Annotated in this window: 22 protein-coding genes; 9 read left to right on the top strand and 13 right to left on the bottom strand. The window is 71.5% G+C overall.

The annotated features are described in order from the left end of the window. Positions 1 to 33: 33 nt before the first annotated feature. Positions 34 to 1,059 (top strand): Gfo/Idh/MocA family oxidoreductase, encoded by a 1,026-nt coding sequence (locus M2157_RS34225; RefSeq protein WP_280867167.1) that lies wholly within the window; start codon positions 34 to 36, stop codon positions 1,057 to 1,059. On the opposite strand, the gene M2157_RS34220 is transcribed toward M2157_RS34225, so the two are convergent. After that, on the bottom strand, positions 1,046 to 2,686 hold the full coding sequence (locus tag M2157_RS34220) for an alkaline phosphatase D family protein (RefSeq protein ID WP_280867166.1): 1,641 nt from the start codon (positions 2,684 to 2,686) through the stop codon (positions 1,046 to 1,048). The genes M2157_RS34225 and M2157_RS34220 overlap by 14 nt on opposite strands. Before the next feature lie 146 nt (positions 2,687 to 2,832). On the opposite strand from M2157_RS34220, the gene M2157_RS34215 reads away from it, so the two are divergent. The 3 genes from M2157_RS34215 (at position 2,833) to M2157_RS34205 (ending at position 6,155) form a co-directional block, all read left to right on the top strand. Next, on the top strand, positions 2,833 to 3,612 hold the full coding sequence (locus M2157_RS34215) for an SDR family oxidoreductase (protein WP_280867165.1): 780 nt from the start codon (positions 2,833 to 2,835) through the stop codon (positions 3,610 to 3,612). Positions 3,613 to 3,956: 344 nt separating this feature from the next. After that, positions 3,957 to 5,423 (top strand): ABC transporter permease, encoded by a 1,467-nt coding sequence (locus M2157_RS34210; protein ID WP_280867164.1) that lies wholly within the window; start codon positions 3,957 to 3,959, stop codon positions 5,421 to 5,423. A gap of 42 nt (positions 5,424 to 5,465) precedes the next feature. Continuing rightward, positions 5,466 to 6,155: an ABC transporter ATP-binding protein gene (locus tag M2157_RS34205; protein ID WP_280867163.1), complete on the top strand. Its 690-nt coding sequence runs from the start codon at positions 5,466 to 5,468 to the stop codon at positions 6,153 to 6,155. Positions 6,156 to 6,177: 22 nt separating this feature from the next. On the opposite strand, the gene M2157_RS34200 is transcribed toward M2157_RS34205, so the two are convergent. Then, positions 6,178 to 7,158, bottom strand: a complete 981-nt coding sequence (locus tag M2157_RS34200; protein ID WP_280867162.1) for an aldo/keto reductase — start codon at positions 7,156 to 7,158, stop codon at positions 6,178 to 6,180. A 65-nt stretch (positions 7,159 to 7,223) separates the two neighbouring features. Then, positions 7,224 to 7,550 carry a hypothetical protein gene (locus M2157_RS34195; RefSeq protein WP_069764392.1) on the bottom strand — a complete coding sequence of 109 codons (327 nt, stop codon included), beginning with the start codon at positions 7,548 to 7,550 and terminating at the stop codon, positions 7,224 to 7,226. A 129-nt stretch (positions 7,551 to 7,679) separates the two neighbouring features. On the opposite strand from M2157_RS34195, the gene M2157_RS34190 reads away from it, so the two are divergent. The 3 genes from M2157_RS34190 (at position 7,680) to M2157_RS34180 (ending at position 10,020) form a co-directional block, all read left to right on the top strand. Continuing rightward, on the top strand, positions 7,680 to 8,255 hold the full coding sequence (locus M2157_RS34190; protein ID WP_280857173.1) for a DoxX family membrane protein: 576 nt from the start codon (positions 7,680 to 7,682) through the stop codon (positions 8,253 to 8,255). Positions 8,256 to 8,466: 211 nt separating this feature from the next. Then, complete coding sequence (locus tag M2157_RS34185) at positions 8,467 to 8,811, top strand: MazG-like family protein (RefSeq protein WP_280857174.1); 345 nt, start codon at positions 8,467 to 8,469, stop codon at positions 8,809 to 8,811. A 90-nt stretch (positions 8,812 to 8,901) separates the two neighbouring features. Beyond that, positions 8,902 to 10,020 (top strand): M24 family metallopeptidase, encoded by a 1,119-nt coding sequence (locus M2157_RS34180; RefSeq protein WP_280867161.1) that lies wholly within the window; start codon positions 8,902 to 8,904, stop codon positions 10,018 to 10,020. A gap of 22 nt (positions 10,021 to 10,042) precedes the next feature. On the opposite strand, the gene M2157_RS34175 is transcribed toward M2157_RS34180, so the two are convergent. From M2157_RS34175 to M2157_RS34160, 4 genes are read right to left on the bottom strand one after another with little or no spacing between them, the layout of a single operon-like run. Beyond that, positions 10,043 to 11,332, bottom strand: a complete 1,290-nt coding sequence (locus tag M2157_RS34175) for an FAD-dependent oxidoreductase (RefSeq protein ID WP_280857176.1) — start codon at positions 11,330 to 11,332, stop codon at positions 10,043 to 10,045. After that, the gene (locus M2157_RS34170) at positions 11,329 to 12,123 is read right to left on the bottom strand and encodes an amino acid ABC transporter ATP-binding protein (RefSeq protein WP_280857177.1); all 795 of its coding nucleotides are present in this window, start codon (positions 12,121 to 12,123) and stop codon (positions 11,329 to 11,331) included. The genes M2157_RS34175 and M2157_RS34170 overlap by 4 nt, the downstream gene beginning before the upstream one ends. Then, the gene (locus M2157_RS34165; protein WP_280857178.1) at positions 12,120 to 12,869 is read right to left on the bottom strand and encodes an amino acid ABC transporter permease; all 750 of its coding nucleotides are present in this window, start codon (positions 12,867 to 12,869) and stop codon (positions 12,120 to 12,122) included. The genes M2157_RS34170 and M2157_RS34165 overlap by 4 nt, the downstream gene beginning before the upstream one ends. 9 nt (positions 12,870 to 12,878) lie before the next feature. Further along, entirely contained in the window at positions 12,879 to 13,817 is a 939-nt protein-coding gene (locus M2157_RS34160) for a transporter substrate-binding domain-containing protein (protein ID WP_280857179.1), read from the bottom strand. 244 nt (positions 13,818 to 14,061) lie between these two features. On the opposite strand from M2157_RS34160, the gene M2157_RS34155 reads away from it, so the two are divergent. Continuing rightward, positions 14,062 to 15,270, top strand: a complete 1,209-nt coding sequence (locus M2157_RS34155; RefSeq protein ID WP_280867160.1) for a sugar diacid recognition domain-containing protein — start codon at positions 14,062 to 14,064, stop codon at positions 15,268 to 15,270. A 545-nt stretch (positions 15,271 to 15,815) separates the two neighbouring features. On the opposite strand, the gene M2157_RS34150 is transcribed toward M2157_RS34155, so the two are convergent. Beyond that, positions 15,816 to 16,130 (bottom strand): hypothetical protein, encoded by a 315-nt coding sequence (locus M2157_RS34150; RefSeq protein ID WP_280867159.1) that lies wholly within the window; start codon positions 16,128 to 16,130, stop codon positions 15,816 to 15,818. Then, positions 16,127 to 17,842 carry an MFS transporter gene (locus tag M2157_RS34145; protein WP_280867158.1) on the bottom strand — a complete coding sequence of 572 codons (1,716 nt, stop codon included), beginning with the start codon at positions 17,840 to 17,842 and terminating at the stop codon, positions 16,127 to 16,129. Before M2157_RS34145 ends, M2157_RS34150 begins: the two co-directional genes overlap by 4 nt. A 67-nt stretch (positions 17,843 to 17,909) precedes the next feature. On the opposite strand from M2157_RS34145, the gene M2157_RS34140 reads away from it, so the two are divergent. Further along, the gene (locus M2157_RS34140; protein WP_280857184.1) at positions 17,910 to 18,413 is read left to right on the top strand and encodes a MarR family transcriptional regulator; all 504 of its coding nucleotides are present in this window, start codon (positions 17,910 to 17,912) and stop codon (positions 18,411 to 18,413) included. A gap of 92 nt (positions 18,414 to 18,505) precedes the next feature. Here M2157_RS34140 and M2157_RS34135 read toward each other — a convergent pair whose 3' ends face one another. The 4 genes from M2157_RS34135 to M2157_RS34120 are packed head-to-tail and all read right to left on the bottom strand — an operon-like array spanning position 18,506 to position 22,386. Beyond that, on the bottom strand, positions 18,506 to 19,642 hold the full coding sequence (locus tag M2157_RS34135) for an alpha/beta hydrolase (RefSeq protein ID WP_280857185.1): 1,137 nt from the start codon (positions 19,640 to 19,642) through the stop codon (positions 18,506 to 18,508). Continuing rightward, positions 19,635 to 21,182, bottom strand: a complete 1,548-nt coding sequence (locus M2157_RS34130; RefSeq protein ID WP_280867157.1) for an AMP-binding protein — start codon at positions 21,180 to 21,182, stop codon at positions 19,635 to 19,637. The genes M2157_RS34135 and M2157_RS34130 overlap by 8 nt, the downstream gene beginning before the upstream one ends. Further along, the gene (locus M2157_RS34125; RefSeq protein WP_280867156.1) at positions 21,179 to 22,132 is read right to left on the bottom strand and encodes an aromatase/cyclase; all 954 of its coding nucleotides are present in this window, start codon (positions 22,130 to 22,132) and stop codon (positions 21,179 to 21,181) included. Before M2157_RS34125 ends, M2157_RS34130 begins: the two co-directional genes overlap by 4 nt. Beyond that, positions 22,129 to 22,386 carry an acyl carrier protein gene (locus tag M2157_RS34120; protein WP_280857188.1) on the bottom strand — a complete coding sequence of 86 codons (258 nt, stop codon included), beginning with the start codon at positions 22,384 to 22,386 and terminating at the stop codon, positions 22,129 to 22,131. The genes M2157_RS34125 and M2157_RS34120 overlap by 4 nt, the downstream gene beginning before the upstream one ends. Positions 22,387 to 22,395: the final 9 nt, after the last annotated feature.

The raw sequence follows: 22,395 nt of genomic DNA, 5'->3' as shown, positions 1-22,395 counted from the left end.
GCCGAGGGTCACGTGAGCGAGGGTGGGACCGGGATGACGACGGAGCAGAGCGTGCGCTGGGGGATTCTGGCGACGGGCGGGATCGCGGCCGCGTTCACCGCGGACCTGGTCGATCTGCCGGACGCGGAGGTGGTCGCGGTGGCCTCGCGGTCCGAGGCCTCGGCGAAGGCGTTCGCGGAGCGGTTCGGGATCGAGCGGGCGTACGGCGACTGGGTCGCCCTGGCCGAGGACGCGGACATCGATGTCGTGTACGTCGCCACCCCGCACGCGGCGCATCGCGCGGCCGCCGGGCTGTGCCTGACCGCCGGCCGCAACGTGCTGTGCGAGAAGGCGTTCACGCTGAACGTGCGGGAGGCCGAGGAGCTCGTCGCGCTCGCGAAGGAGCACGACCGCTTCCTCATGGAGGCCATGTGGATGTACTGCAACCCGCTGATCCGGCGGCTCAAGGCCCTCGTCGACGACGGCGCGATCGGCGAGATCCGCACGGTGCAGGCCGACTTCGGGCTCGCCGGGCCCTTCCCGCCCGCGCACCGGCTGCGGGACCCGGCGCAGGGCGGGGGCGCGCTCCTCGACCTCGGGGTGTACCCGGTGTCGTTCGCGCATCTGCTGCTCGGGGAGCCCTCGGACGTCACGGCGAAGGCGGTGCTCTCCGAGGAGGGCGTGGACCTGCAGACGGGCGCGCTGCTGTCCTGGGACGACGGGGCGCTCGCCTCCCTGCACTGCTCCCTGACCGGCGGCACCGCCACGATCGCGTCGGTCACCGGCTCGCTGGGCCGGATCGACATCCCGAACGGCTTCTTCCACCCGGACCGTTTCGTGCTGCACCGCGACGGGCGCGACCCGGAGGAGTTCGTGGCCGACCCGGCCGACGGGCCCCGCAACAGCCTCAAGCACGAGGCCCGCGAGGTCATGCGCGCGCTGCGGGCCGGTGAGACCCAGTCGCCGCTGGTGCCGCTGGAGGGCACCCTCGCGGTGATGCGGACGCTCGACGCGATCCGTGACCGCGTGGGCGTCCGCTATCCCGGCGAGATCGGTGAGACGGAACTCACGCCGGCGTGAGCCCCTGGTTCCCCACCTCCGTCACGAAGGACGCGGCCGTCGCGATCGGCGCCCCGGGCCTGGTCACGTACGGCACGCTCCTGAAGTCGGCCCGGGCCCGCTCGCGGCCCAGCTCGACGGTCACGTAGCCGCGCAGCCCGTTGTAGAACTTCAAGTGCGGGTTGGCCCGGGTGTACGTGTCCCAGGTCGCGGGCTTGTCGGCGCCGTCCCGGCCGCTGGCGATCGACGATCCGACGATCTCCGTGCCGAGGGTGCGGGAGGCCGGGTCGTCGAAGTCGTCCTTGATGTCGTAGGCGTACGCGACGTGCACGTCACCGGTGAGGACCATCAGGTTGTCGATGCCGGCCGACTTGGCCCCGTCGAGGATCCGGCGGCGGGAGGCCCGGTAGCCGTCCCAGGAGTCCATCGACAGCCGGGCCGGGTCCGTGAGGTCGAGCTTGCGCTGCGAGAAGTTCACCTGCTGCGGTACGACGTTCCACAGGGCCCGTGAATCGCGCCAGCCGTCGAGCAGCCACCGCTCCTGGGTCTCTCCGGTCATGGTGCGCGCCGGGTCGTCGATCTCGGGGCCTGGCAGGTCGAGGCCGTCGCCGTAGGCCTGGTCGGAGCGGTACTGGCGGGTGTCGAGGACGTCGAACTGGGCGAGCCGGCCCCAGTGCAGGCGCCGGTACAGCTGCATGTCCGGGCCCGCGGGCTGCTGCGGGCGGCGCAGCGGCTGGTTCTCCCAGTAGGCGCGGTAGGCGGCGGCGCGGCGGAGCAGGAACTCCTCCGGCGGGACGCTGTTCTCGGGGGTCTCGTCGGCGTAGTTGTTCTCGGTCTCGTGGTCGTCCCAGGTGACGACGAAGGGGTGTGCGGCGTGCGCGGCCATCAGGTCCGGGTCGGACTTGTAGAGGGCGTAGCGCAGGCGGTAGTCCTCCAGGGTGACCGTCTCGCGGTTGAAGACCGCCGGGAGGGTGCGGTCGGTGTAGTTGCGGTATCCGCCCACCGAGTTGACCGCGTACTCGTACAGGTAGTCCCCGAGGTGGAAGACCATGTCGACGTCCTCGGCGGCGAGATGGCCGTACGGGGTGAAGTAGCCGTCGGTGTACGCCTGGCAGGAGACCGCGGCGAAGGTGAGGGCCGCGGCGCGGCTGCCGGGGGCCGGTGCGGTGCGGGTGCGGCCGGTGGGGCTGATCCACCTGCCCACGCGGAAGCGGTAGTAGAAGAAGCGGTCGGCGTCGAGGTGCCCGACCTCGGCGTGGACGGTGTGGTGGAACTCGGGGTGCGCGACGGCCGTGCCGCGTCTGGCGATCCTGCGGAATCTCTCGTCGTGCGCCAGTTCCCAGTGGACCAGGACGCGTTCGGCCGGGAGGCCGCCGTCGGACTGGAAGGGGACGGGGGCGAGGCGGGTCCACAGGAGCACGGAGTCGGGCTGCGGATCGCCGGAGGCGACGCCGAGAGTGAAGGGGTTCTCGGTGATCTTCGCGGCGTCGAGCTCGGCGGCGCTCGCCGTGCCGGCGGCGGGCAGGTTCACGGAGAAGGCGAGCGCGGCGGCGGCGCCGGTGACGGTCAGGAAGCGGCGGCGGCCCATGTGCCGGGCGGCGGCGCGCAGTTCGGGGGCGTGCTGTGACGGCTGGGTGTCGAGTGTCATCCGGTCCTCCCCTGACTGATGGATGCAGGAGGCAATTGGAGTGGCCGGGAACGACGACTGCTTGGCACGTACACAACACTCAGATGGCGGACGGATGTGTTTCGCATGGCGGACCCCGCTCGGGCCCTCCCGTACGCTGCGGGGCCATGAATGCCAAGCAAACTGCGCAACATTCGAGGATCGCGGTGGTGACCGGCGCGGGTTCCGGCATCGGTCGCTCGGTCGCCGTGGAGCTGCTGCGCGCGGGCTGGTCGGTCGCCCTGGCGGGTCGGCGCACGCAGACGCTGGAGGGGACGGCGGCACTGGCTCCCGACGACACCGGGGGCGCCTCGATCGCCGTACGCACCGATGTGTCACAGCCGGACGACGTGGCCGCGCTGTTCGCCGCCACCGTGGAGCGGTTCGGGCGGGTGGATCTGCTGTTCAACAACGCGGGGACGTTCGGTCCCGGCGGGGCGCCGGTGGAGGAACTGCCGTACGACGCCTGGCGGCATGTGGTGGACACCAACCTCAACGGGGCGTTCCTGTGCGCGCAGGCGGCGTACCGGCAGATGAAGGAGCAGGATCCGCAGGGCGGACGGATCATCAACAACGGCTCGATCTCGGCGCACACCCCCCGGCCGCACTCCGTCGCCTACACCGCGACCAAGCACGCGCTCACCGGCCTCACCAAGTCGCTGTCGCTGGACGGGCGGCCGTACGGCATCGCGGTGGGGCAGATCGACATCGGGAACGCGGCGACCGACATGACCGCGCGGATGGGGGCCGGGGCGTTGCAGGCCAACGGGGAGGTCGCTCCGGAACCCGTGATGGACGTGGCCGATGTGGCGCGCACGGTGCGGCACATGGCGGAGCTGCCGCTGGCGGCGAACGTGCAGTTCGCGACCGTACTGGCGACGGCGATGCCGTATGTGGGGCGTGGCTGAGCAGCCGATCTCCCCAAACGGAATATGACCTTCCACCCCACCGCGGCTGGTTGGCGGCTTATGCTCGTCACGCGCCCTCCACAAGAGCTTCACACTTGGGGAGTGGCGTTCCGCCGACCGCATCCGAGGGGGGAGCGCGGCGGCCATCCATCGACCGGGTGGGGGTGGATCTCGCGTGGGACCGCGAGGTGCGCACCGGTCCGTGGACGGCCGCCGCGCAACATTCTCAGCTCGCGCACATCCCTTCTCAGCCGGCACATATCCCTTCCTCACGGCCGCGCAATGCTGCGTCCCTACCTTGAGGGCGCGCCCACAGCGGGCGCCAAGAACCTTCGAGGAACGGGATGTTTGGCATCTATCTCAAGCGCGAGCTGGGCCGGCGCAAGAAGGCGGCCCTGGTCATCGCTCTGGGTCTGGCGCTCGGTATCGCGCTGGTCATCACCGTCAACTCGGTGTCGGCCGGCATGACACAGGCTCAGGACAAGGTCCTGAAGTCGCTCTACGGACTCGGCACCGACATGACCGTCACCAAGGCCAGGTCGGCCCCGACGTCCGGAAGTTCGGGCAGACCGAACTTCCAGTTCGACGCCAACTCCAACGACAGTGACGACACGCAGAGTTCGGACCGCGTGATGACCCAGGGCGGTCAGGCCCTGGCGTCCAGTGTGGTCACCAAGGTCTCCCGGCAGAGTGGCGTGGCGAGCGCGGTGGGCGCGCTGACCCTGAACGTCACCAAGGTCGACGGCTCCTTCACCCAGGGCAAGGCGCAGAGTTCCGGTGGAAGCACCGGGAACGGCGGCCAGGGCGGCCCGGGCGGCGGCAGCAGTGGCAGCACCGCAGCGCCCCAGGTCCAGGGCGGCGGCGCCGACTTCGATGTGAACTCCTACTCCGTCGCCGGCGTGGACGTCACCGACCAGACGCTCGGCCCGCTGGCCGGCTCCAAGATCACCACCGGCAAGACCTTCACCGCCGCGCAGACCGACGCGAAGGTCGCCGTCGTCAGCAAGGCGTACGCCAAGGAGAACTCCCTCAAGGTCGGCGGGACCCTGAAGATCTCCGGCACCAAGTACACGATCATCGGGATCGCGACGCCCGACAGCAGCGAGTCCACCACCGACGTCTACCTGCCGCTGCAGCAGGCGCAGACGCTGGCCGACGCCAAGAACCAGGTCACCACGATCTACGTCAAGGCGAGCGACTCGCAGCAGATCGACTCCGTCAAGTCGGCGATCCAGAAGAACATCTCCGGTACGACCGTCACGACCTCCGCCGATCTCGCGGAGACCGTCTCGGGGTCCCTGTCCACCGCCTCCAACCTCGCGACCAGCGTGGGCAAGTGGCTGTCCGTCGCCGTGCTCGTCGCCGCCTTCCTGGTCGCCGCGTTGCTGACCTCCTCGGCGGTCTCCCGCCGGGTGCGCGAGTTCGGCACCCTGAAGGCGCTCGGCTGGCCGAGCCGCCGGGTCACCCGGCAGGTCGTCGGCGAGTCGATCGTGAACGGCCTGCTCGGCGGCGCCCTCGGTATCGGCCTCGGCCTCGCGGCCGCGTACGCCGTGACGATGATCAGCCCGAAGCTGACCGCGCAGCTCGGCAACACCGGCGGCGGTGGCGGTGCGGGCGGCCCCGGCGGTGGCGGCCCCGGTCAGCAGGCCACCCAGAACACCATGGAGATCGCGCTGACCGCGCCCGTCTCGATGACCACCATCGCGCTCGCGGTGGGCCTCGCGGTGACCGGCGGGCTGATCGCCGGGGCGATGGGCGGGTGGCGGGCCTCCCGGATGCGACCCGCGGACGCGCTGCGCAGCGTGTCGTAACGCCTGCCGCCTTCCCCACTTCTTCTTCTCTACGGAGTTCCCATGTACAGACTCACCGGCGTCACCAAGCGCTACACGCGCGGCAAGGAGACGGTGGAGGCGCTGCGGGGCGTCGACCTCACCATCGAGGACGGCGACCAGTTGGTCATCCAGGGCCCCACCGGTGGCGGCAAGTCCACCTTGCTGCAGATGATCGGCGGCCTGGACCGCCCGACCGAGGGCAGCGTCGAACTGGACGGCGTCGACCTGGCGAAGATCAGCGAGGCCAGACTGACCCGGCTGCGGGCCGAGAAGATCGGCATCATCTTCCAGTCGTTCAACCTCATCCCGACCCTGACCGCGCAGGAGAACGTCGAGACGGCGATGGTCCCACTGGGGGTGAAGCCGGCGGAACGGCGCGAGCGGGCCGCGGATGCGCTCCGCTCGGTGGGGCTGGGTGAGCGGCTCACCCACGCGCCCTCCGAGCTGTCCGGCGGTCAGCAGCAGCGGGTGGCCATCGCGCGTGCGCTGGTCAAGAAGCCGAAGGTGCTGCTCGCCGACGAGCCGACCGGCAACCTCGACGAGTCGATGCGCGACGAGATCATGGCGTTGCTGGAGGGGCTGTGGCACGAGTACGGGCTGACGTTCATCCTGGTCACCCATGACTCGTCGATCGCTCGTCGGTCACCCCGCCTCGCGACCATCAAGGCGGGACAACTCACTTTGATCGAACAGTCGTTGGCTCAGGGCTAGCAGCCGTTCGAGGCGGGGCCGCTCACCGTTCCAGAAGGCTGTCGACCTCGGTCAGCTGCTCGGCGGTGAGCGGCCCCTTCTCCATCGCCCCCGCGTTCTGTTCCGCCTGGGCCACCGACCGGAAGCCGGGGATGGGAACCGTGCGCGGGCTCCGGGCCCACAGCCAGGCCAGGGCGCCCTGAGCCAGGGTGCGGCCCTCGCTGGTGAGGATCTCCCGCAGCGCGTCGATGCGGGACAGCCACTCCGGGTCGGCGGACGTACCGTCGCCGAAGCCCTGGAGCCAGACCGGGGGCTTGCTGCGGATGTCACCGGGATCCTTCGGCCCCTGGCGCTTACCGGCCAGCAACCCCATGGCGAGCGGGCTGCGGTTGATGCTGGCCAGGTTCAACTCCTCGCACAGGGCCAGCATTTCGGGCGTGTCCTGCAGCACGTTGAGCGCGTGCTGTACGGCCGTGCAGTGCTCCCCCTCCGCGAACAACGCGGCACGGGCCGGGTCGTCGGTGCTCCAGGCGTAGGCGCGGATCAGCCCCTCGCCCACGAAGTCCTCGCACAGGTCCCGGAGTTCGGCCGCGCGCTCGGGGTCCAGGTCGTTCAGGTGCAGCTGGTACAGGTCGACATGGTCGGTGCCGAGCCGGTCGAGGGACGCCGTGAGGGCGCGGCGGGCGTGGGCCGGGGTGTCGTCGACGCCGGTGCGGGTGCGGGTCTCCTCGTCGAAGACGTTGCCCCACTTGGTGGCGACGATCACGTCGTCCCGCCGCTTGCCCAGGGCCCGTCCGAGCACCCGCTCGCTGTGTCCGGCGCCGTAGGTGTCCGCCGTGTCGAAGAAGGTGATGCCGAGGTCGAGGGCGCGGTGCACCGCCCGTACGGACTCCTCGTCGTCGACCTTGCCCCAGCCGAGGGGCCGGCCGTCCGCGTCCTGCCATTCGCCGCCGATCGCCCAGCAGCCGAAGCCGAGTGCGCTGACCTCGATGCCGGAGCGACCGAGAGTGCGTGTGATCTCCATGCCCGAACGCTAGGAGTTGAAGTGCGCTTCAGGGCAAGGGGTTCGGCGAGGGGGTTCTCGGGGCTTCAGGCCTGGCCGGTCTCGAAGCGGGAGATCCTGCCGTCCTCCTCGACCGTGAAGTCCCAGCGGGTGCGCATCTCGCCCCAGGTGTCGTTGCTGTAGTGGGCGAGGAGGGAACGGCCTCCGTTGGACTCGTTGTCGACGTCGATGTGGCCGTGGGAGGAGAAGATCTCCCGGTCGATCCACTCGTCGAGGTCACGGTCGCTGCCGTCGTCCGCCATGGTCGCGCCGGGCGCGAGCAGGGACAGGAAGGCCTCGCGGTCATGGGCGTTGACGGCGGAGACGAAGGCGCGGACGGCCGGGTCGCTGAGTCTGGCGGTCTGAATCGTCATGCCAGCCAGACTCACACCGCGCCCCCGGGGCCGCCACCCGAACGGCGGCGCGAGTATTCCGGGCAGGTGTGAGCGGTGCGACGGTGGAAACGCGAGGGGGGTCTCGTTCCACTTCTGCTGGGAGTCATCGTGACCGCTTACGACCGACGTGATCTGGGCCTGCTGCTCCTCCGGCTGGGAGCCGGGGGTGTGCTGGCCGCCCATGGCGCGCAGAAACTGCTCGGCTGGTTCGGCGGGGGCGGCCTGGAGGGAACCGGCCAGTTCATGGAGTCCGTCGGCTACGCGCCGGGCCGGGCGAGCGCCACGGCGGCGGGGCTGGCCGAGGCGGGCGGCGGCACCCTGCTGGCACTGGGCCTGGCAACCCCGGCGGCGGGCGCGGCGGCGGCCGGCGCGATGGCCGGCGCGTCCGCGGTGCACGCCCCCAACGGCTTCTTCAACGCGGGCGGCGGCTACGAGTACGCGGCCACGCTGGGTCTCACGGCGGCGGGCCTGGCGGTGACGGGGCCGGGCCGGATCTCCCTGGACCACGCCCTCGGCCACACGGTCAACCGGGGATGGATGGTGCCGGTGGCGCTCGCGGCGACGGGGCTGGTGACCGCGGCGGTCGTGGGGGCGCGGGGTCTGCGGCTGCGGGAGAAGAGGGACGGGGGCGATGACGCGCAGACGGCGCTCTTCGATGAGGAGGAGGCGTTGTTCGGGGAGTAGGTGGGGGCTGTCTGACGTAGGGGTGGTGCGGGGGTAGAGGTGGGGCGGGGTGGGTGTCCCTGTCCCCTCGCCCGAGGCGGGGCCGGGCAAGGGCGGTGGCCTTGTCCCTTGTCCGACGCAGGGAGGGCGGCCACTTCGGCAGCTCCGGCCGGATCCGAGACCAGCCGAGCGCCTTGCCCGACCCGTCGGCCCCCGTGGGAAGCTGCTCCGCATGAGTGATCACGGCACGTCCTCCGAGGACCTGTGGACATCCGTCGACGCCCTGTGGGCCTGGCTGGAGACGGATCAGCCGGTGAGCGGCCGTGAAGGCCTCCTCCTGCGCATGCTGAAGCTCTCCGAGGAGGTCGGCGAGGTCTCCGAGGCCGTCATCGGGGCGATCGGCCAGAACCCGCGCAAGGGCGTCAGCCACACCTGGGAGGACGTGCAGGGTGAGCTGTGCGACGTGGTGATCACCGCGTTGGTGGCGCTGCGCACGCTGACCCCGGACACCCGCGAGGTCTTCCACCGCCATCTGGCCCGGGTGACGGAGCGTTCACTCGGCCCCGAGGCGGCCTGAACCCTCACCCGGTCGGTCTACGCCCCCGGGCACCCCGCACCTCCCTCCTCGGACGATGAACCGGACGACGGCAGCGGTCGGAGGAGCCCCATGGACGACACCCCCGCCCCCTTCACGGAGGAGGACTACGCGGCCCGCATGACCAGGGCGGTCAGGGACGCGGCCGAGGCCCGCCTGGCCGGACTGCTCATCACCCCCGGCCCCGGCCTGGAGTGGCTCTGCGGCTACCGCCCCGCCGCGACGGAACGCCTCACCGTCCTCGTCCTCACCCCCGGCTCCGAACCCCGCCTGCTGGTCCCGTCCCTCGAACGCCCCGACGCGGAGGCGGCGCCCGGCGCGGAGGCGGTCCGCGTCTCCGACTGGCGCGACGGCCAGGACCCGTACGCGACAGCCACCGGCCTCCTGCTCCCCAACGGCCGCTACGGCGTCTCCGACACGACCTGGGCGATACACCTGCTGGGCCTCCAGGAAGCGCTCCCCCTCACCACCTACCGCCCCCTGACCGTCGTACTGCCACTGCTGCGCGCCGTGAAGGACGACCACGAGGTGGCCCGCCTCGCGTCGGCGGCAGCGGCGGCGGACGCGGTGTACGAGGAGATCCTTTCCCTACGATTCACCGGCCGCCGCGAGTTCGACGTGGCCGCCGACCTCGCCCGCCTGCTCCGCGAACGCGGCCACAGCCAGGTCTTCACCGCGGTGGCGTCCGGCCGGAACAGCGCGGACCCGCACCACAGGACGGGCGAACGGACGCTGAAGAAGGGCGACATGGTGGTCCTGGACTTCGGCGGTCTGAAGGACGGCTACGCCTCGCACCTGACCCGCACGGTCCACGTCGGCGAACCGGCGGAGGAGGAACGCACGGTCCACGCCCTCGTCCGTACGGCCCAGCAGGCGGCCTGCGAGGCGGTCGCCCCCGGCGCGACCTGCCAGGAGGTCGACCGCCGGGCACGCCGGCTGATCGAGGACGCGGGGTACGGCGGGTACGCCGCCGAGCGCACCGGCCACGGCATCGGAGTCACCGCACACGAGCCGCCGTACCTCACCGAGGGCGAGGAGACCTTCCTCGTCCCCGGCATGTGCCTCTCGATGGGCCCCGGGGTGCGTCTGCCGGGCCGCTTCGGCGTACGGATCGCGGACGTCGTGACGTGCACGCCGGACGGGGGAAGGCGGCTCAACGCCACGGATCGCGGGATGGCGATCGTGGCGTGAGAGCGCCGGCCGCCGTGCCCCCTCAGCCGCGCAGCCGGTCGAAGCCGAACGGGGCGAGGACCTCAGGGCGGTGGCCGGTACGGATGTACTCGGCGAGCCGGTGGCCGGTGGCCGGACCCAGGGTGACGCCGAGCATGCCGTGGCCGGTGGCCGCGAAGACGTTCTCCCGGCCCGGCAGCCGGTCGATCACCGGGAGGCCGTCCGGCAGGAAGGGCCGGCCGCCGACCCAGGGGTCGCGGATCAGGCTCACCAGGTCGTCGGGGTCGTCGAACCACCGGCCCAGGTAGTGGCGGCTGGCGAGCGCCACCGCGACGATCCGGCGCCAGTCGAGGCGGTTGTTGTTGCCGCTCAGCTCCATCGTGCCGCCGATCCGGGTGGTGGTGCCGATCGGTGAGGCGACGGCCCGTCGCTCGCCGAAGTACAGGGTGTGCCGGGGTGCCGGGTCCAGGTCCACCGCGAAGCTGTAGCCCTTGCCGGCCTGGAGCGGCAGCCGGTGTCCGAGCTCGCGCAGCAGCGCCGGGGACCGCATTCCGGCCGCGACGACGACGGCCGAACAGGGGATCTCGCCCCGGTCGGTCCGCAGTGCGGTCACCCGCCCTGCCGCGGACCGGAATCCGGTGACCTCCGCGTTCTCGTGGACCTTCACCCCCGCGGCGGCGAGCGCCTCGCCGAGCCCGCGGGCGAACCCCTCCGGATCGACCACGCCCTCGCCCTCGACGAGGTAGGCCGCGCGCACCTTGGACGAGAGCGCGCCGTCCAGCAGCCGGGCCTCGTCGCCCGTGGTGATGTCGTCGGGCATCGGATAGTGGCCCTCCGCCATCTCCCGCTGGATCGCGAGGTGATGACGGGCCTCGGCCTCCGACAGGAACGCGTGCACCATGCCGGGCCGGGTCAGGGTGGTGGCCACCCCGGCCTCGCGCAGCCCGTCGAAGAGGTCGAAGGTGTCGTGGTTCAGGTCGGCGATCGCCGCGTAGCCCCGCCGGAAGGCGGCCGGTGCGCTGCTGCGCCAGAACCGCCACAGCCAGCGCAGGAACGCCGGGTCGGGAAGGGGCCGCAGATAGAGCGGCGAGTCCGGACGGCCCACGGAGCGCAGGGCGTAGCGCAGCACGCCGGGGGACGGGACGGGCGTCGAGTGGCTGAGGCAGACCCAGCCCGCGTTGCCCCGGGAGGCCCCCGAGCCCAGCGCGCGCCGCTCGACGACCTCCACCGGAAGTCCGGCCGTCGCCAGGTAGTACGCGGTGCACAGTCCTACGACACCGCCCCCGACGACCACCACGGGTCCGTCGCCGGTGAGAGTCGGCGTACCGGTCATGACGCGGTTCCGTACGAGGCGAGGAACTCCCGGGTGCGGGCCTGGGAGGGGTTGTCGAGCACGTCCTCGGGCCTGCCCTCCTCCACGATGCGGCCGCCGTCGACGAAGACGACGTGGTCGGACACCTCGCGGGCGAAAGGGAGTTCGTGGGTGACCAGCAGCATCGTCATCCCGTCCGCGGCGAGTTCGCGCATCACGCTCAGTACCTCCCGGGTCGCCTCGGGGTCCAGGGAGGACGTGGGCTCGTCGAAGAGCAGCAGCTCGGGCTTGAGGGCGAGGGCCCGCGCGATGGCGACACGTTGCTGTTCGCCGCCGGACAGCTGCTCGGGCCGGCCGAGGGCGCGGTGTGCGACGCCGACGCGGCGCAGCAGCGTGACGGCACGCTCCAGCGCCTCCTGCTCCGGGATGCCCGCCTTGCGCTGGGCCAGGACGACGTTCTCCACTGCGGTCAGGTGCGGGAAGAGGTTGAACCGCTGGAAGACCATGCCGACGGTACGGCGCAGCCGGGGCAGGTCGCGGCAGACCGTGCGGCCGTCGCTGTGCACCACCTCTCCGGCGACCTCGATCGTGCCGCGGTCGGGCCGTTCCAGCAGGTTGACGCAGCGCATCAGGGTCGTCTTGCCGCCGCCGCTCTGTCCGATGACGCTGACGATCCGGCCGCGGTCGACCTCCAGGTCCACCTGGTCGAGGACGAGGCGGCCGTCGAAGGACTTGCTCAGGCCGTTGATCCGTACGACGGCCTCTGGCTGTGTCCGAGGCGTGGTCTGCGGGGTGGTGACCGACTCGGTCATACGGCGCCTGCCTTCATGTCGGTCTCCGCGGCCGGGGCGAGCAGGGCGCGGGCCGCCTTCAGGCGCCGTCGTCGCCACGGGGAGAGGGGGATGCCCGCCCGTACCTTGCGTTCGAGGAGCAGGAGCAGCTGGGAGAGCGGGTAGCACAGGGCGAAGTAGATGGCCGAGATGACCAGGTACACCTCCAGGGCCCGGAAGGTGGCCGAGGTGATGAGCCGTCCCTCGGACATCAGCTCGGCGGCGGAGACGGTGACCAGCAGCGAGGTGGACTTCAGCAGGTCGACGAGCATGGTGTTGGTGCCGGGCAGCGCCTGCCGTACGGCCTGCGGCAGCACGATGTGCCCGAAGATGCCCGCCCGGCCCAGGCCCAGCGCCTCCCCGGCCTCCGTCTGTCCGGCGTGCACCCCGCTGATCGCGGAGCGGAAGATCTCGGACAGGTAGGCGGCGTAGAAGACGACGAGGCTGAGGCAGCCGGCGGTGAAGACGTCCAGCCGGATGCCCGCCGAGGCCAGGCCGAAGTAGGTGAGGAAGATGATGGCGAGGAGGGGGACGTTCTTGAACACCTCGGTGTAGACCGCGGCGACGGCCCGCGCGGGCCACGCCTTGCTGAGCCGGAGCAGCGCCACCGCGAGACCGAGCAGGACCGCGCCGACGAAGCTCACGACCGTGTAGGAGACGGTGCGCCACAGGGCGTCGACGAGGTCGGGCCGGTAGTCGGACCAGGGAACCTGAAAGAGGCCGGACATGTCGTCCCCTCACTTCGCGATGGTCGGCGGGTTCCAGTCCTGCGGCCGGTCCACGCCCCGGCGCGCGGTGGCGACGTCGGCGGCCGGCTTCAGGAACTGCTCGGGGTCGCCGCCGTACTTCTCGACGAGCTTGGCCATCTCGCCGTTCGTGTACATGGCGTCGATCTGCGCGGAGATCGCCTGTTCCAGCTTGGTGGCCTTCTTGGGCAGGTAGAAGCCGGTCTGGTACGGCTGGAAGTAGGCGTAGGCGGGCTTCGCCTTGACCTGGGCGGCGGTCGGCGGGGTCAGGTACTGGGTGCTGATCTTCAGCTCCGGGCGTTCCTTCTGTGCGGCGATGATGAGGAGCGGGTCGAGGAAGCCGACGTCGACGCGGCCCGCGCCGAGGTCGTCGAAGACGCCGTTGGCGTCGGGGTAGGCGTGCAGCTTGGCGCCGGGGACGGACTGGATCGACTTGACCCAGACATAGCCCTCGACGGTGCCGAGGCTCCGATTCTCGAGGTCGTCGACGGTCTTGTAGGTCTTGCCGTTGCGGACGGCCATCGCCGGGGGCGAGTAGTAGGGCGGGTCGGTGAACAGCCCCTGCTTCTGCCGGTCCGCGGACCAGGCGACACCGCCGACGGTGATGTCCACACGGCGGGACTGCACCCCGGCGAGCATGCCGGCGAAGTCCGTGACCTGCGGTTCGACCTCCAGGCCGAGCTTTTTGGCCACGTGGTTGAGGATGTCGCCGTCCAGGCCGACGATCTTGTCGCCCTGGACGCTGGTGTAGGGGGCGTACGGCTGTACGGCCACCTTGATGACGCCGGGTGTGAGGGTGCCCAGCGCGGCGGTCTTCGCCGACACGTTCTTGGGGCCGTCGTCGTCACCGGAGCCGCAGGCTGCGGTCCCGAGGAGCAGGAGGGTGGCGGACAGGGAGACGGCAAGCGGACGCATACGGATCATCGGCATGGGCCTTCCGTAACGATGCTGAAGGATGCGGAGGGGGAGCCCGCCGACTCACCGCGCTGTGCCCCCGGCGGGGATGTGAGGGGGGATGGATCGAGAACGTGATTGCGGATGCGATTGGGGCCATACGCTACGAACCGGCTCCGGTTACGTCACCGTGTACTCCGTACAGACTTGTGGCCGAATTCGATCGATCCGCTGTACGGTGCGTCCACCCGGGCCCGCCCCGTCGACGGGAGTACCGCTCATGCTGAGCCCGTCACTCGCGCAGGAGATCGCCTCCGACACCACCGCCGTCATCGGCTTCAACGTGCTGATCACCGACGCGGGCGGCCTGGTCATCGGCAGCGGCGACAGCAGCCGGGTGGGCAGCTTCCACGAGGCGTCCGTCGAGGTCGTCCGCACCCAGGAACCCGCCACGCACAACGCGTCGCAGGCACAGCGACTGCGCGGAGTACGCCCGGGAGTCACCCTGCCCCTGGTCGCGAACGGGAAGGCCGTGGGCACGGTCGGGATCACCGGAACGCCCGCGCAGGTGCGCCGGTTCGGGCTGCTCGTCAAACGCCAGACGGAGATCCTGCTCAGGGAGTCCGTGATGCTGCGCTCCCGCCTGCTCGCCGAGCGGGCGGCGGAGAAGCTGCTGGCCGACGTCGCGTCGTACGACCCGCAGGTCGTGGAGGGCGACTTCCTGCTGTTCCGGGCCGCCGAGCTGGGCTTCGACCTACGGCTGCGGCGGGTCGCGGTCGCCATCGAGGTACGGGTCCCCGACGGGGGCGCCCGACGTCAGGGCGCACCCACCCGGGACATGGCACTGGTCCGTTCGGAACTGCTGCGCACGGTCCGCGAGGTCTTCGCCGACCCCCAGGACATCATCGCCTCCACGGCTCCCGGCTGGATCGGCGTCCTGCGCAGACTCCCGGACCGGCGCCCGGTGACCTCCCTGCTGGACGACTGCCGGCGGACCACCGACGTCATCGCCGCGCAGGACGGTCTCGTCGCCCGAGCCGGTATCGGCGAACCGGCCGCCTCCGTGATCGGCCTCCACGACTCCTACCAGGACGCCTGCGACGCGCTCCGCCTCGGGGCGCGCGTGGCGAGCGACTCCCCCGTCCACCTGATCACCGACCTGCGCGTCCACCAGGCCCTCACGGCGGTGTCCCAGTCGGCCCGCAACCGCCTGATCGAACGCACCACCGCGAGCCTGCGCGACCAGCCGGACTGGCCGGTCCTGCGCGACACCATCACGGCGTGGTGCGAGAGCGGTTTCAACCTCGTCCGCGCCTCCGAGGCCCTGCACATCCACCGCAACACCGTCGTCTACCGGATGAACAAGATCGAACAGACGACCGGCCGGCCGTTGCGGGACCACCGGACCACGATGGCGTTGTATCTGGCGTGTCTGGCTGATCGGTTGGGCGGAGGGACGGGGGCCGGCGGCGGGGGCGGAGGCGAGTGAGTCTCCGGCCCGATCGCCCCCGGTCAGCCGGAGGCCGTGGTCGCCTCTGGGTCTCGCTGGCGGATCGCCGAGGTCCGCACGACGAGGCTGGGCGGTATGACGATGTGGGGTCTCTCGCCGGATGACGGGATCCCGGCGTCCGGATCACCGACGAGCTCGATCAGTGCGCGCAGTCCTCCGGCACCCGGCGCCCTGCCTGCTGCAGGGCCCGCAGCAGGCCGAGGGCAGGCGCTCGGACAGCTCGGCGGCGCCCTTGGCGGCGAGCTGCTCCAGCTCGACGCGGCGGTCCAAGGCGGCGCGCCAGGCGGCCGGCCCGACGAGGTGGTGCAGGGGGTGGGGGCGCCACGTCGGCAGCTCCGGCCGGACCGCGACCAGCCGAGCGCCCTTGCCCGACCGTCGACCCCCGTGGCAGTCGGCCCGTGGCAAGGTGCTCCGCGTTCACTGGGGAACGGGCCCCTCTGACGGGCACTCGTACCCGTCAGGGCATGGCCGGGCCCCGGATCCGTCGGGGGACGGTCGGATCCGGGGCCCTGGTTCGGTGGTGGTCAGGCGATCTGGCGCAGCTTCGGGACGATCACATGGCTGACGTGCTCCTGGACGGTCTGCATCGGGACGCGCCGCGCCTCGAGGACCACGGTGCCGTGCGGAGCGGCGTGCTCACGCACCGGCGGACGGGACTCCCACTCGACGCCGCTGCCGACCAGGACCGCGATGAACCGGCCGGTGTCCAGCAGGGAGAGCGCCTCCTCGTCACGGGTCACGCCCACCGCGTGGAAGCCGTTGGCCTCGATGATCCCGGTGGAGGCGTCGACCAGGTGCCGCTCTCGGCCGAGGACCAGGACGTTCTTCTCGTTGCTCATGCCGTCACCTCGGTGGGCTCGGGGCTCGCGGCGGCCGCGTCGGCGGGCCGCGAGTGCTTGGGCAGGGTCAGGAAGCCGGCGGCGGCGATCACCAGGATGCCGGCGTCCAGCAGCAGGACGGTACGGAACGCGGAGGAGTAACTGACCGAGTCGGCGCGGGCGATGGCCCCGCCGAAGGCGCCGGCGACCTTGGGGTCGTCCTTGCGGCAGTCGGCCGGGACCTCGCTCGGGTCGACGGAGTCGGCGCGCTGCTGCACACAGGTGCGGAAGTCGGCGAGCAGTTGGTCCTGGGAGGTGACGCCGGCACTGCTGAGGGCGGACTTCAGCGCCGGGGCGGCCTCGTCGGCGGCGTCGCCGGACGCGTTGCCGACCTGGGCGAAGAAGATCACGCCGGTCAGCGCGACACCGAGCGCCATCCCGAGCTGCTGGACGGTGTTCAGCAGGCCCGAGGCGTTGCCCGCCTGTTCGCCGGGGACCTGGCCGAGCAGCAGATCCAGGGTCGGCGCGACGATCAGGCCGAAGCCGATGCCGGAGACGATGTGCACCGGGATGACCTGCCAGGACGCGAGGCTGTGGCCGTAGTGGGCGACCAGGACGGAGAAGGCGACGAAGCCGATCGCGTTGACGATGCCGCCGGCCACCAGCACGTTGCGGCCGAACTTGGGGACCAGCTTGTCGGGGGCGTTGCCCGCGCCGATGCCCACCCCGATGGCGAAGGTGGCGGCGGTCAGGCCGGCGTGCATCGGCGTCCAGCCGAGGCCCTGCTGCAGGAAGAGCGTCCAGACGAAGAAGAATCCGCCGACCGCGGTCCAGAACAGGAACCACACCGCCATGCCGATGGAGAACGAGCGGGAGCGGAACACCCCGAACTCGACCAGCGCGGAGCCGACTTTGGCGAAGCGGCGCTTCTCGTAGGCGAGGAAGACCGCGAGCAGCACCAGGGCGCCGGCGATCATGCCGTAGGTCCAGGCCGGCCAGCCCAGGCGGCGGCCCTCGGTGAGCGGGTAGACGAGCAGCACCACGGCGGCGAGGGCCAGCGGCATGCCGAGCAGGTCGAGCTTGGGGCGCTGCGGAGCGCGGGACTCACGGATCACCAGAACGCCGGCGATCAGCGCGGCGATCCCGACGGGGACGTTGACCAGGAAGATCGGGCGCCATTCCCAGCCGAAGAGGTTCCACTGCACGACCACGCCGCCGAGGGCGAGGCCGAAGACCGCGGAGGAACCCGTGACCGCCCCGAAGATGGCGACCGCCTTGCCGCGCTCGCCCGGCGGGAAGACCACGTGCAGGATCGCCAGGATCTGGGTGACCATCAGGCCTGCCATGGCGCCCTGGACGAACCGGGAGACGATCAGCATCTCGGGGTTGACCGCGACGCCGCACAGCAGCGAGGCGATGGTGAAGCCGGCCATGCCGATCAGGAAGACGCGCTTGCGTCCGAAGATGTCGCCGAGCCGGCCGCTGAGGATCAGCAGGGCGGCGAAGGAGAGCACGTACGCCGCGATGACCCACTCGATCTGGGCGTAGTCGGCGTGCAGGTCGCGCTGGATGCTCGGGACGGTGACGTTGACGATCGTCGTGTCGACCAGGTCCATGAATCCGGCGATCAGGACGACCGCGAAGGCCAGGCGGCGCTTCGGGTCGGGTGCGGTGCCACCCGCGGCTTCCTGCGGCGGGGCGGCGGGAGTAGATGCGGAGATGTCTTGGGTCACGGAACAAGTATGCACTTCGAGTGACTATCCCTCAAGGTGATAATTTCTCGGAGGTATCATGGCGGGCGTGAGTACTCCATCGCTGTTCGACCACCCCGCCTGCGTGATGACCCACCTCAGCGCCCATGTGCAGGAGCAGCTCGTCGACGTGCTCGCGCCCCTGGGCATCCACCCCCGCCAGTTCGGCCTGCTCGACCTGCTGATCGAGAAGGACGGCCTCAGTCAGCACCAGCTCGCCGGACCGTTGAACGTGCACCGGAACGTGATGGTCGGCCTGGTCGACGAGCTGGAGCGGCGCGGCCTGGTGGAGCGCCGCCGCCACCCCACCGACCGTCGCGCCCATGCCGTCCATGTGCTCCCGGCCGGCCGCGAGCTGCACACCGAGGCCGAGTCGCTCATCAGCGGCTTCGAGACCCGGCTGCTCGGCGGACTGGAGCCGGAGGAGGCGCGGACCTTCGTCACCCTGCTCAAGCGGGTCTTCGCGCACGCCGGACTCGCCGGCGACCTGCACCCCGGGCTCCTCACGTCCGAGGCCGCCCTCACCGAGGCCGCCCTCACCGAGAGCCGCTGACGAGGACGGTTTCGTACGAGGGCGCCCGGACCAACGCCGAGGGCCTGTCCGCCGACGGTCCGGCGGACAGGCCCCTTGGTGAACAGGCCCGGTCAGGCGCGGTCTGCCAGCCGCTCGGTGACCAGGTCGGCGGTGCGCAGGGTGTAGGAGTTGATCAGGTTGAGGCTGGTGTGCGCCTCCCTGGGGTGCACCTCGAGCGAGTGCCGGTCCGACCACGCGCGGTCGAGGTCGTAGAGCCCCTCGATCGGGAAGATGTCGTCCAGCGCGCCGCAGATGCTCAGCACCTCGGTGGCCGGAGCCGGGCCGGGGTCGATCGCCAGTTCGTCGAAGCGCGGCTGCAGGTCGGCGCCCGGCTCGGCGCCGAAGGCGAACCGGAAGTTGTCCTTCAGCCGGCGTGGCAGGCCGTCGAAGTTGGCGATCGCCGGTCCGCCGCCGAAGTTGACGACGCATCGGAAGTGCTCACCGAGCTCTCGGGCCACCCGCAGCGCCAGGTAGCCGCCGAAGCTGATGCCGGCGAAGGCCAGCCGGTCGGCGGCGATCCCCGGCTCGGTGCGCAGCTTCTCCAGCAGCTCGGCGACCACCGGCTCCATCTCCGCCAGGACCGGAGTGCGGCCCAGCCGCAGCCCCTGGCCCGGGCCCTCGAAGAGCACCGCGGCGATCCCGCGCTCGAGGTAGGCCTCGGCCAGCGCCACCACCTCGACCTCGGTGGCGGAGTCGAGCCCGTTGGAGAGCACCACCGCGGGCAGCGGCTCGCCCGATGCGCGCATCGCCTCGGTGCGCAGCACCCAGTAGCCCGCGCCGGTGCCGGGCAGCGACCCCTCGGTGACCTGGAGGTCGGTGCCCGCCAGGCTGCCCAGGAAGCAGTCCCGGATGCGCTGCCGCAGCCGCTGTTTGACCGCCCGGTCGTCGAAGTACTGGAACTCCGCCCAGTGGTAGGCCGCCGCGGCACCGCGCAGCGCGCGACTGCGCCCTGCCACCGTGCCGGACGCCTCGGCGAGGGCGGTGCAGCTCTCCGCCCGGTCGGTCCAGCGCTCGCGCCAGAGGTCCCAGAACCCGGCGGAGGCGAGGTCCAGATCGTCGGTGGGGAAGCCGTCCAGCGCCTCCGCGATGTCGCCCCAGTGCACCTGCGGGGCGTAGCGCGCGTTGAGGAACATCAGCCGCGGGAAGAGGTAGCCGAGCGCGCGGAACATGTGCTCGGGCACCCGCAGGCGCTCCGTGGTCTCAGTCATCGGAGCCACCCTTCAGCAGCACGACCCGGGCCGGGTCTACGGCCGCGGCCACCTCGCCGCGCATGATCTTGCCGTTGGCGCTGCGGGCGAACGGCTCAGGGGTGGCCCAGATCCGGTCGGGCCACTTCTCCGGTGCCAGCGCGCGGCGCAGTTCGGCGGTGACCAGCTCGCGCAGTTCCTCGTCGCTGCGCTCACCGATCGGGCCGCACAGACAGGCGACCGGCAGCTCGTGCGGGCCGTCCGGGTTCGGCAGGCCGACCAGCACCACCTCGTCCGCGCCCGGGGTGTCCGCGAGCACCGCCTCGATCTCCTCGGGGTAGATGCGGTGGCCGTTCTCGCTGAGCAGCACCCCGGCGAGCCGGCCCTTGAGGACCAGGTCGCCGTCGGGGCTCCACTCGGCGAGGTCGCCGGTGCGCAGCCACTCGCCGACCGGCTGGATCACACCGGTGGCGACGTCCACGTAGCCCTCCATGACCGACTCGCCCTGGACCCAGATCTCGCCGACCCCGTCCGGGTGGCCGGCCACCGGCTCCAGACGCACCGTCAGGGAGTCGTCGGGCCGGCCGATGCAGTAGACGTGCTTGAGGTAGCGGGCTTCGGCGTGGCCCTGCTCGGCCAGGAAGCAGAACGGGCCGTAGGTCTCGGTCAGCCCGTAGCCCTGGATCCAGTCGCACCGCAGCAGTGCGCGGCCCTGCTCGAGCACCGCCCTGGGGACGGCCGCCCCGCCGTAGGAGACCACCCGCAGGCAGGACAGGTCGTCCTCGCCGGTGGCCGCGGCGGCCACGAACTGCTTGAGCGCCACCGGCCGCAGTGCCAGGTGGGTGGCCCGGTGGCGGGCCACCTGGGCCGGCCACTGCGCCGGGTCCGGGGTCTCCGGGAAGACCACGGTGGCGTCGTGCAGCAGCGCGCCGAAGGAGTTGATCACCCCGGTGGTGTTGTTCATCAGGCCGGTCATGAAGATCCGGGCGGTCGGGCCGTAGCCCATGGTCCGGGTGACCCAGCCGATCCTGGCGACGATGTGTGCCTCGTTGACGCTGATCGCCTTCGGCTTGCCGGTGGTGCCGCTGGTGAACAGCGTCAGGAAGTGCTCCACCGGCTCGGGGTGGAGCACCTCCACCTCCGCCTCGGGTGCCTCGCCGGTGGGGAACGGCAGCTCCACCACGGTGGCGCAGCGCTCCCGCAGCACGTCCAGGCCGGTCCGGTCGCGCTTGAAGTGCAGGACCACGTCGGGCTCGGCGGCGTCCGCGATGGACAGCCACTCGGGCAGCGCCGCCGCCTGCAGCCCGTAGGGCATCAGCAGATGCAGGCCCAGCGAACTGGCCGCGGCGAGGAAGAACACCGCCTCCGGCCCGTGGTCGAGCAGCGCCAGCACCCGGCTGCCCGGGGCCAGGCCGTGATCGAGGAGGGCGGCCCGGGTCCGGGCCACCTCGCGTCGGACCTGGCGCCGGGTCAGCGAGCGGTCGCCCGCGACCATGCACACCCGGTCGGCCTCGGCGTCCGGGGACAGCGCGAGACCGACCAGCTTCGGCGTCGGGGTCATGGGCGCCGCACCACCGATGCCGCGTACGCGCAGGCCGCCCCCATGGTGGCGCGGCTGTTGGCGCTCAGGGTGTCGCGGACGTGGGCGCACGCTTGCTCGAAGGTGGTTCCCTCGCCGAGCACCCGCTCCACGGCGGCCGGGTCGACCGCCACGGTGTGGTGCGAGACGATCGCGGTGCCGCCGTCCGACTTCTCGAACTCCCAGCGGCCGCTGTGCCCGGACAACAGGGCGGGCAGCACGGTCTGCTTGTAGGCGATCCGCTCGCCCGGCACGCACAGCCGGACCGAGGCGGTGGTGTGGGTACGGCCGTCGGAGGTGACGGTGTCCATCTCCATCCGCTGCACCCCCGCCGGGTCCTCGGTGAGGTCGACCCGGCCGACGTGCGGCAGCCGCTCGGGCCACAGGTCCGATCGGTGCACGAAGTCGTAGACCTCGGCCGGGTCCACCCCGGGCTCCTCCACCCGGTCGCTGAAGGAGAAGGCCAACTGCTCCAGCGGATGCGGGCGTTCGGCGAAATCACCGAGGGCGGCCAGCTCCTGGACGCTGTTTCGGTCCACCGCTTGGGCGATCCACTCCAGCGCTTCGGGTGCGTCGTCCACGGCGGTGAAGGCGTGGGTCAGCACGATCCGGGTCCGGCCGTCGCCGGCCGGGTGGAAGGACCAGTCACCGGACATCGAGGCGACCGGCGCGGTGGAGCGGTCCTGCCGGAAGGAGATCCGCAGGGACCGCGGGTCCAGGGTGCGGCGGGAGGTCCAGGTCGCCACCTTGCCGTTGGTCTGCGCCCACAGCTCGATCCGCTCGTCGGCGCCGTGCCGCTCGATCTGCCGTGCCGACAGGCACGGCCCGAGCAGCACCGGCCAGCGGCTCACGTCCGCGACCAGCGCGTACAGCCGGTCGGCGGGGGCGCGCACCACCCGGCTGTGCTCCATCTCCCGGGTGCGCGGGCTCATGCGGCCGCGGCTTCCTTGGCGGAGCGGACCAGCTCGGCCAGATCACGCGGCGTACGGGCTTCGAAGAGCAGATCGTCCGGCACCGACACGCCGAACTCGCGCTCGATCGCGGAGGCGGTCTCCATCAGGGCCAGCGACTCGTAGCCGAGTTCGTCGAAGGAGGTGTCGGCGAAGTCGGCCTCGACGACGGCGGCCTCGGGGGCGCCCGCGCTGGCGATGATGATACGGCGGATCTCGTCCACGGTGATGTTCACAACTGTCTC

Origin of the sequence: Streptomyces sp. SAI-127 (assembly GCF_029894425.1) — a bacterium.
Taxonomy (GTDB): domain Bacteria; phylum Actinomycetota; class Actinomycetes; order Streptomycetales; family Streptomycetaceae; genus Streptomyces.
This window is presented reverse-complemented; position numbering and strand designations above follow the sequence as displayed.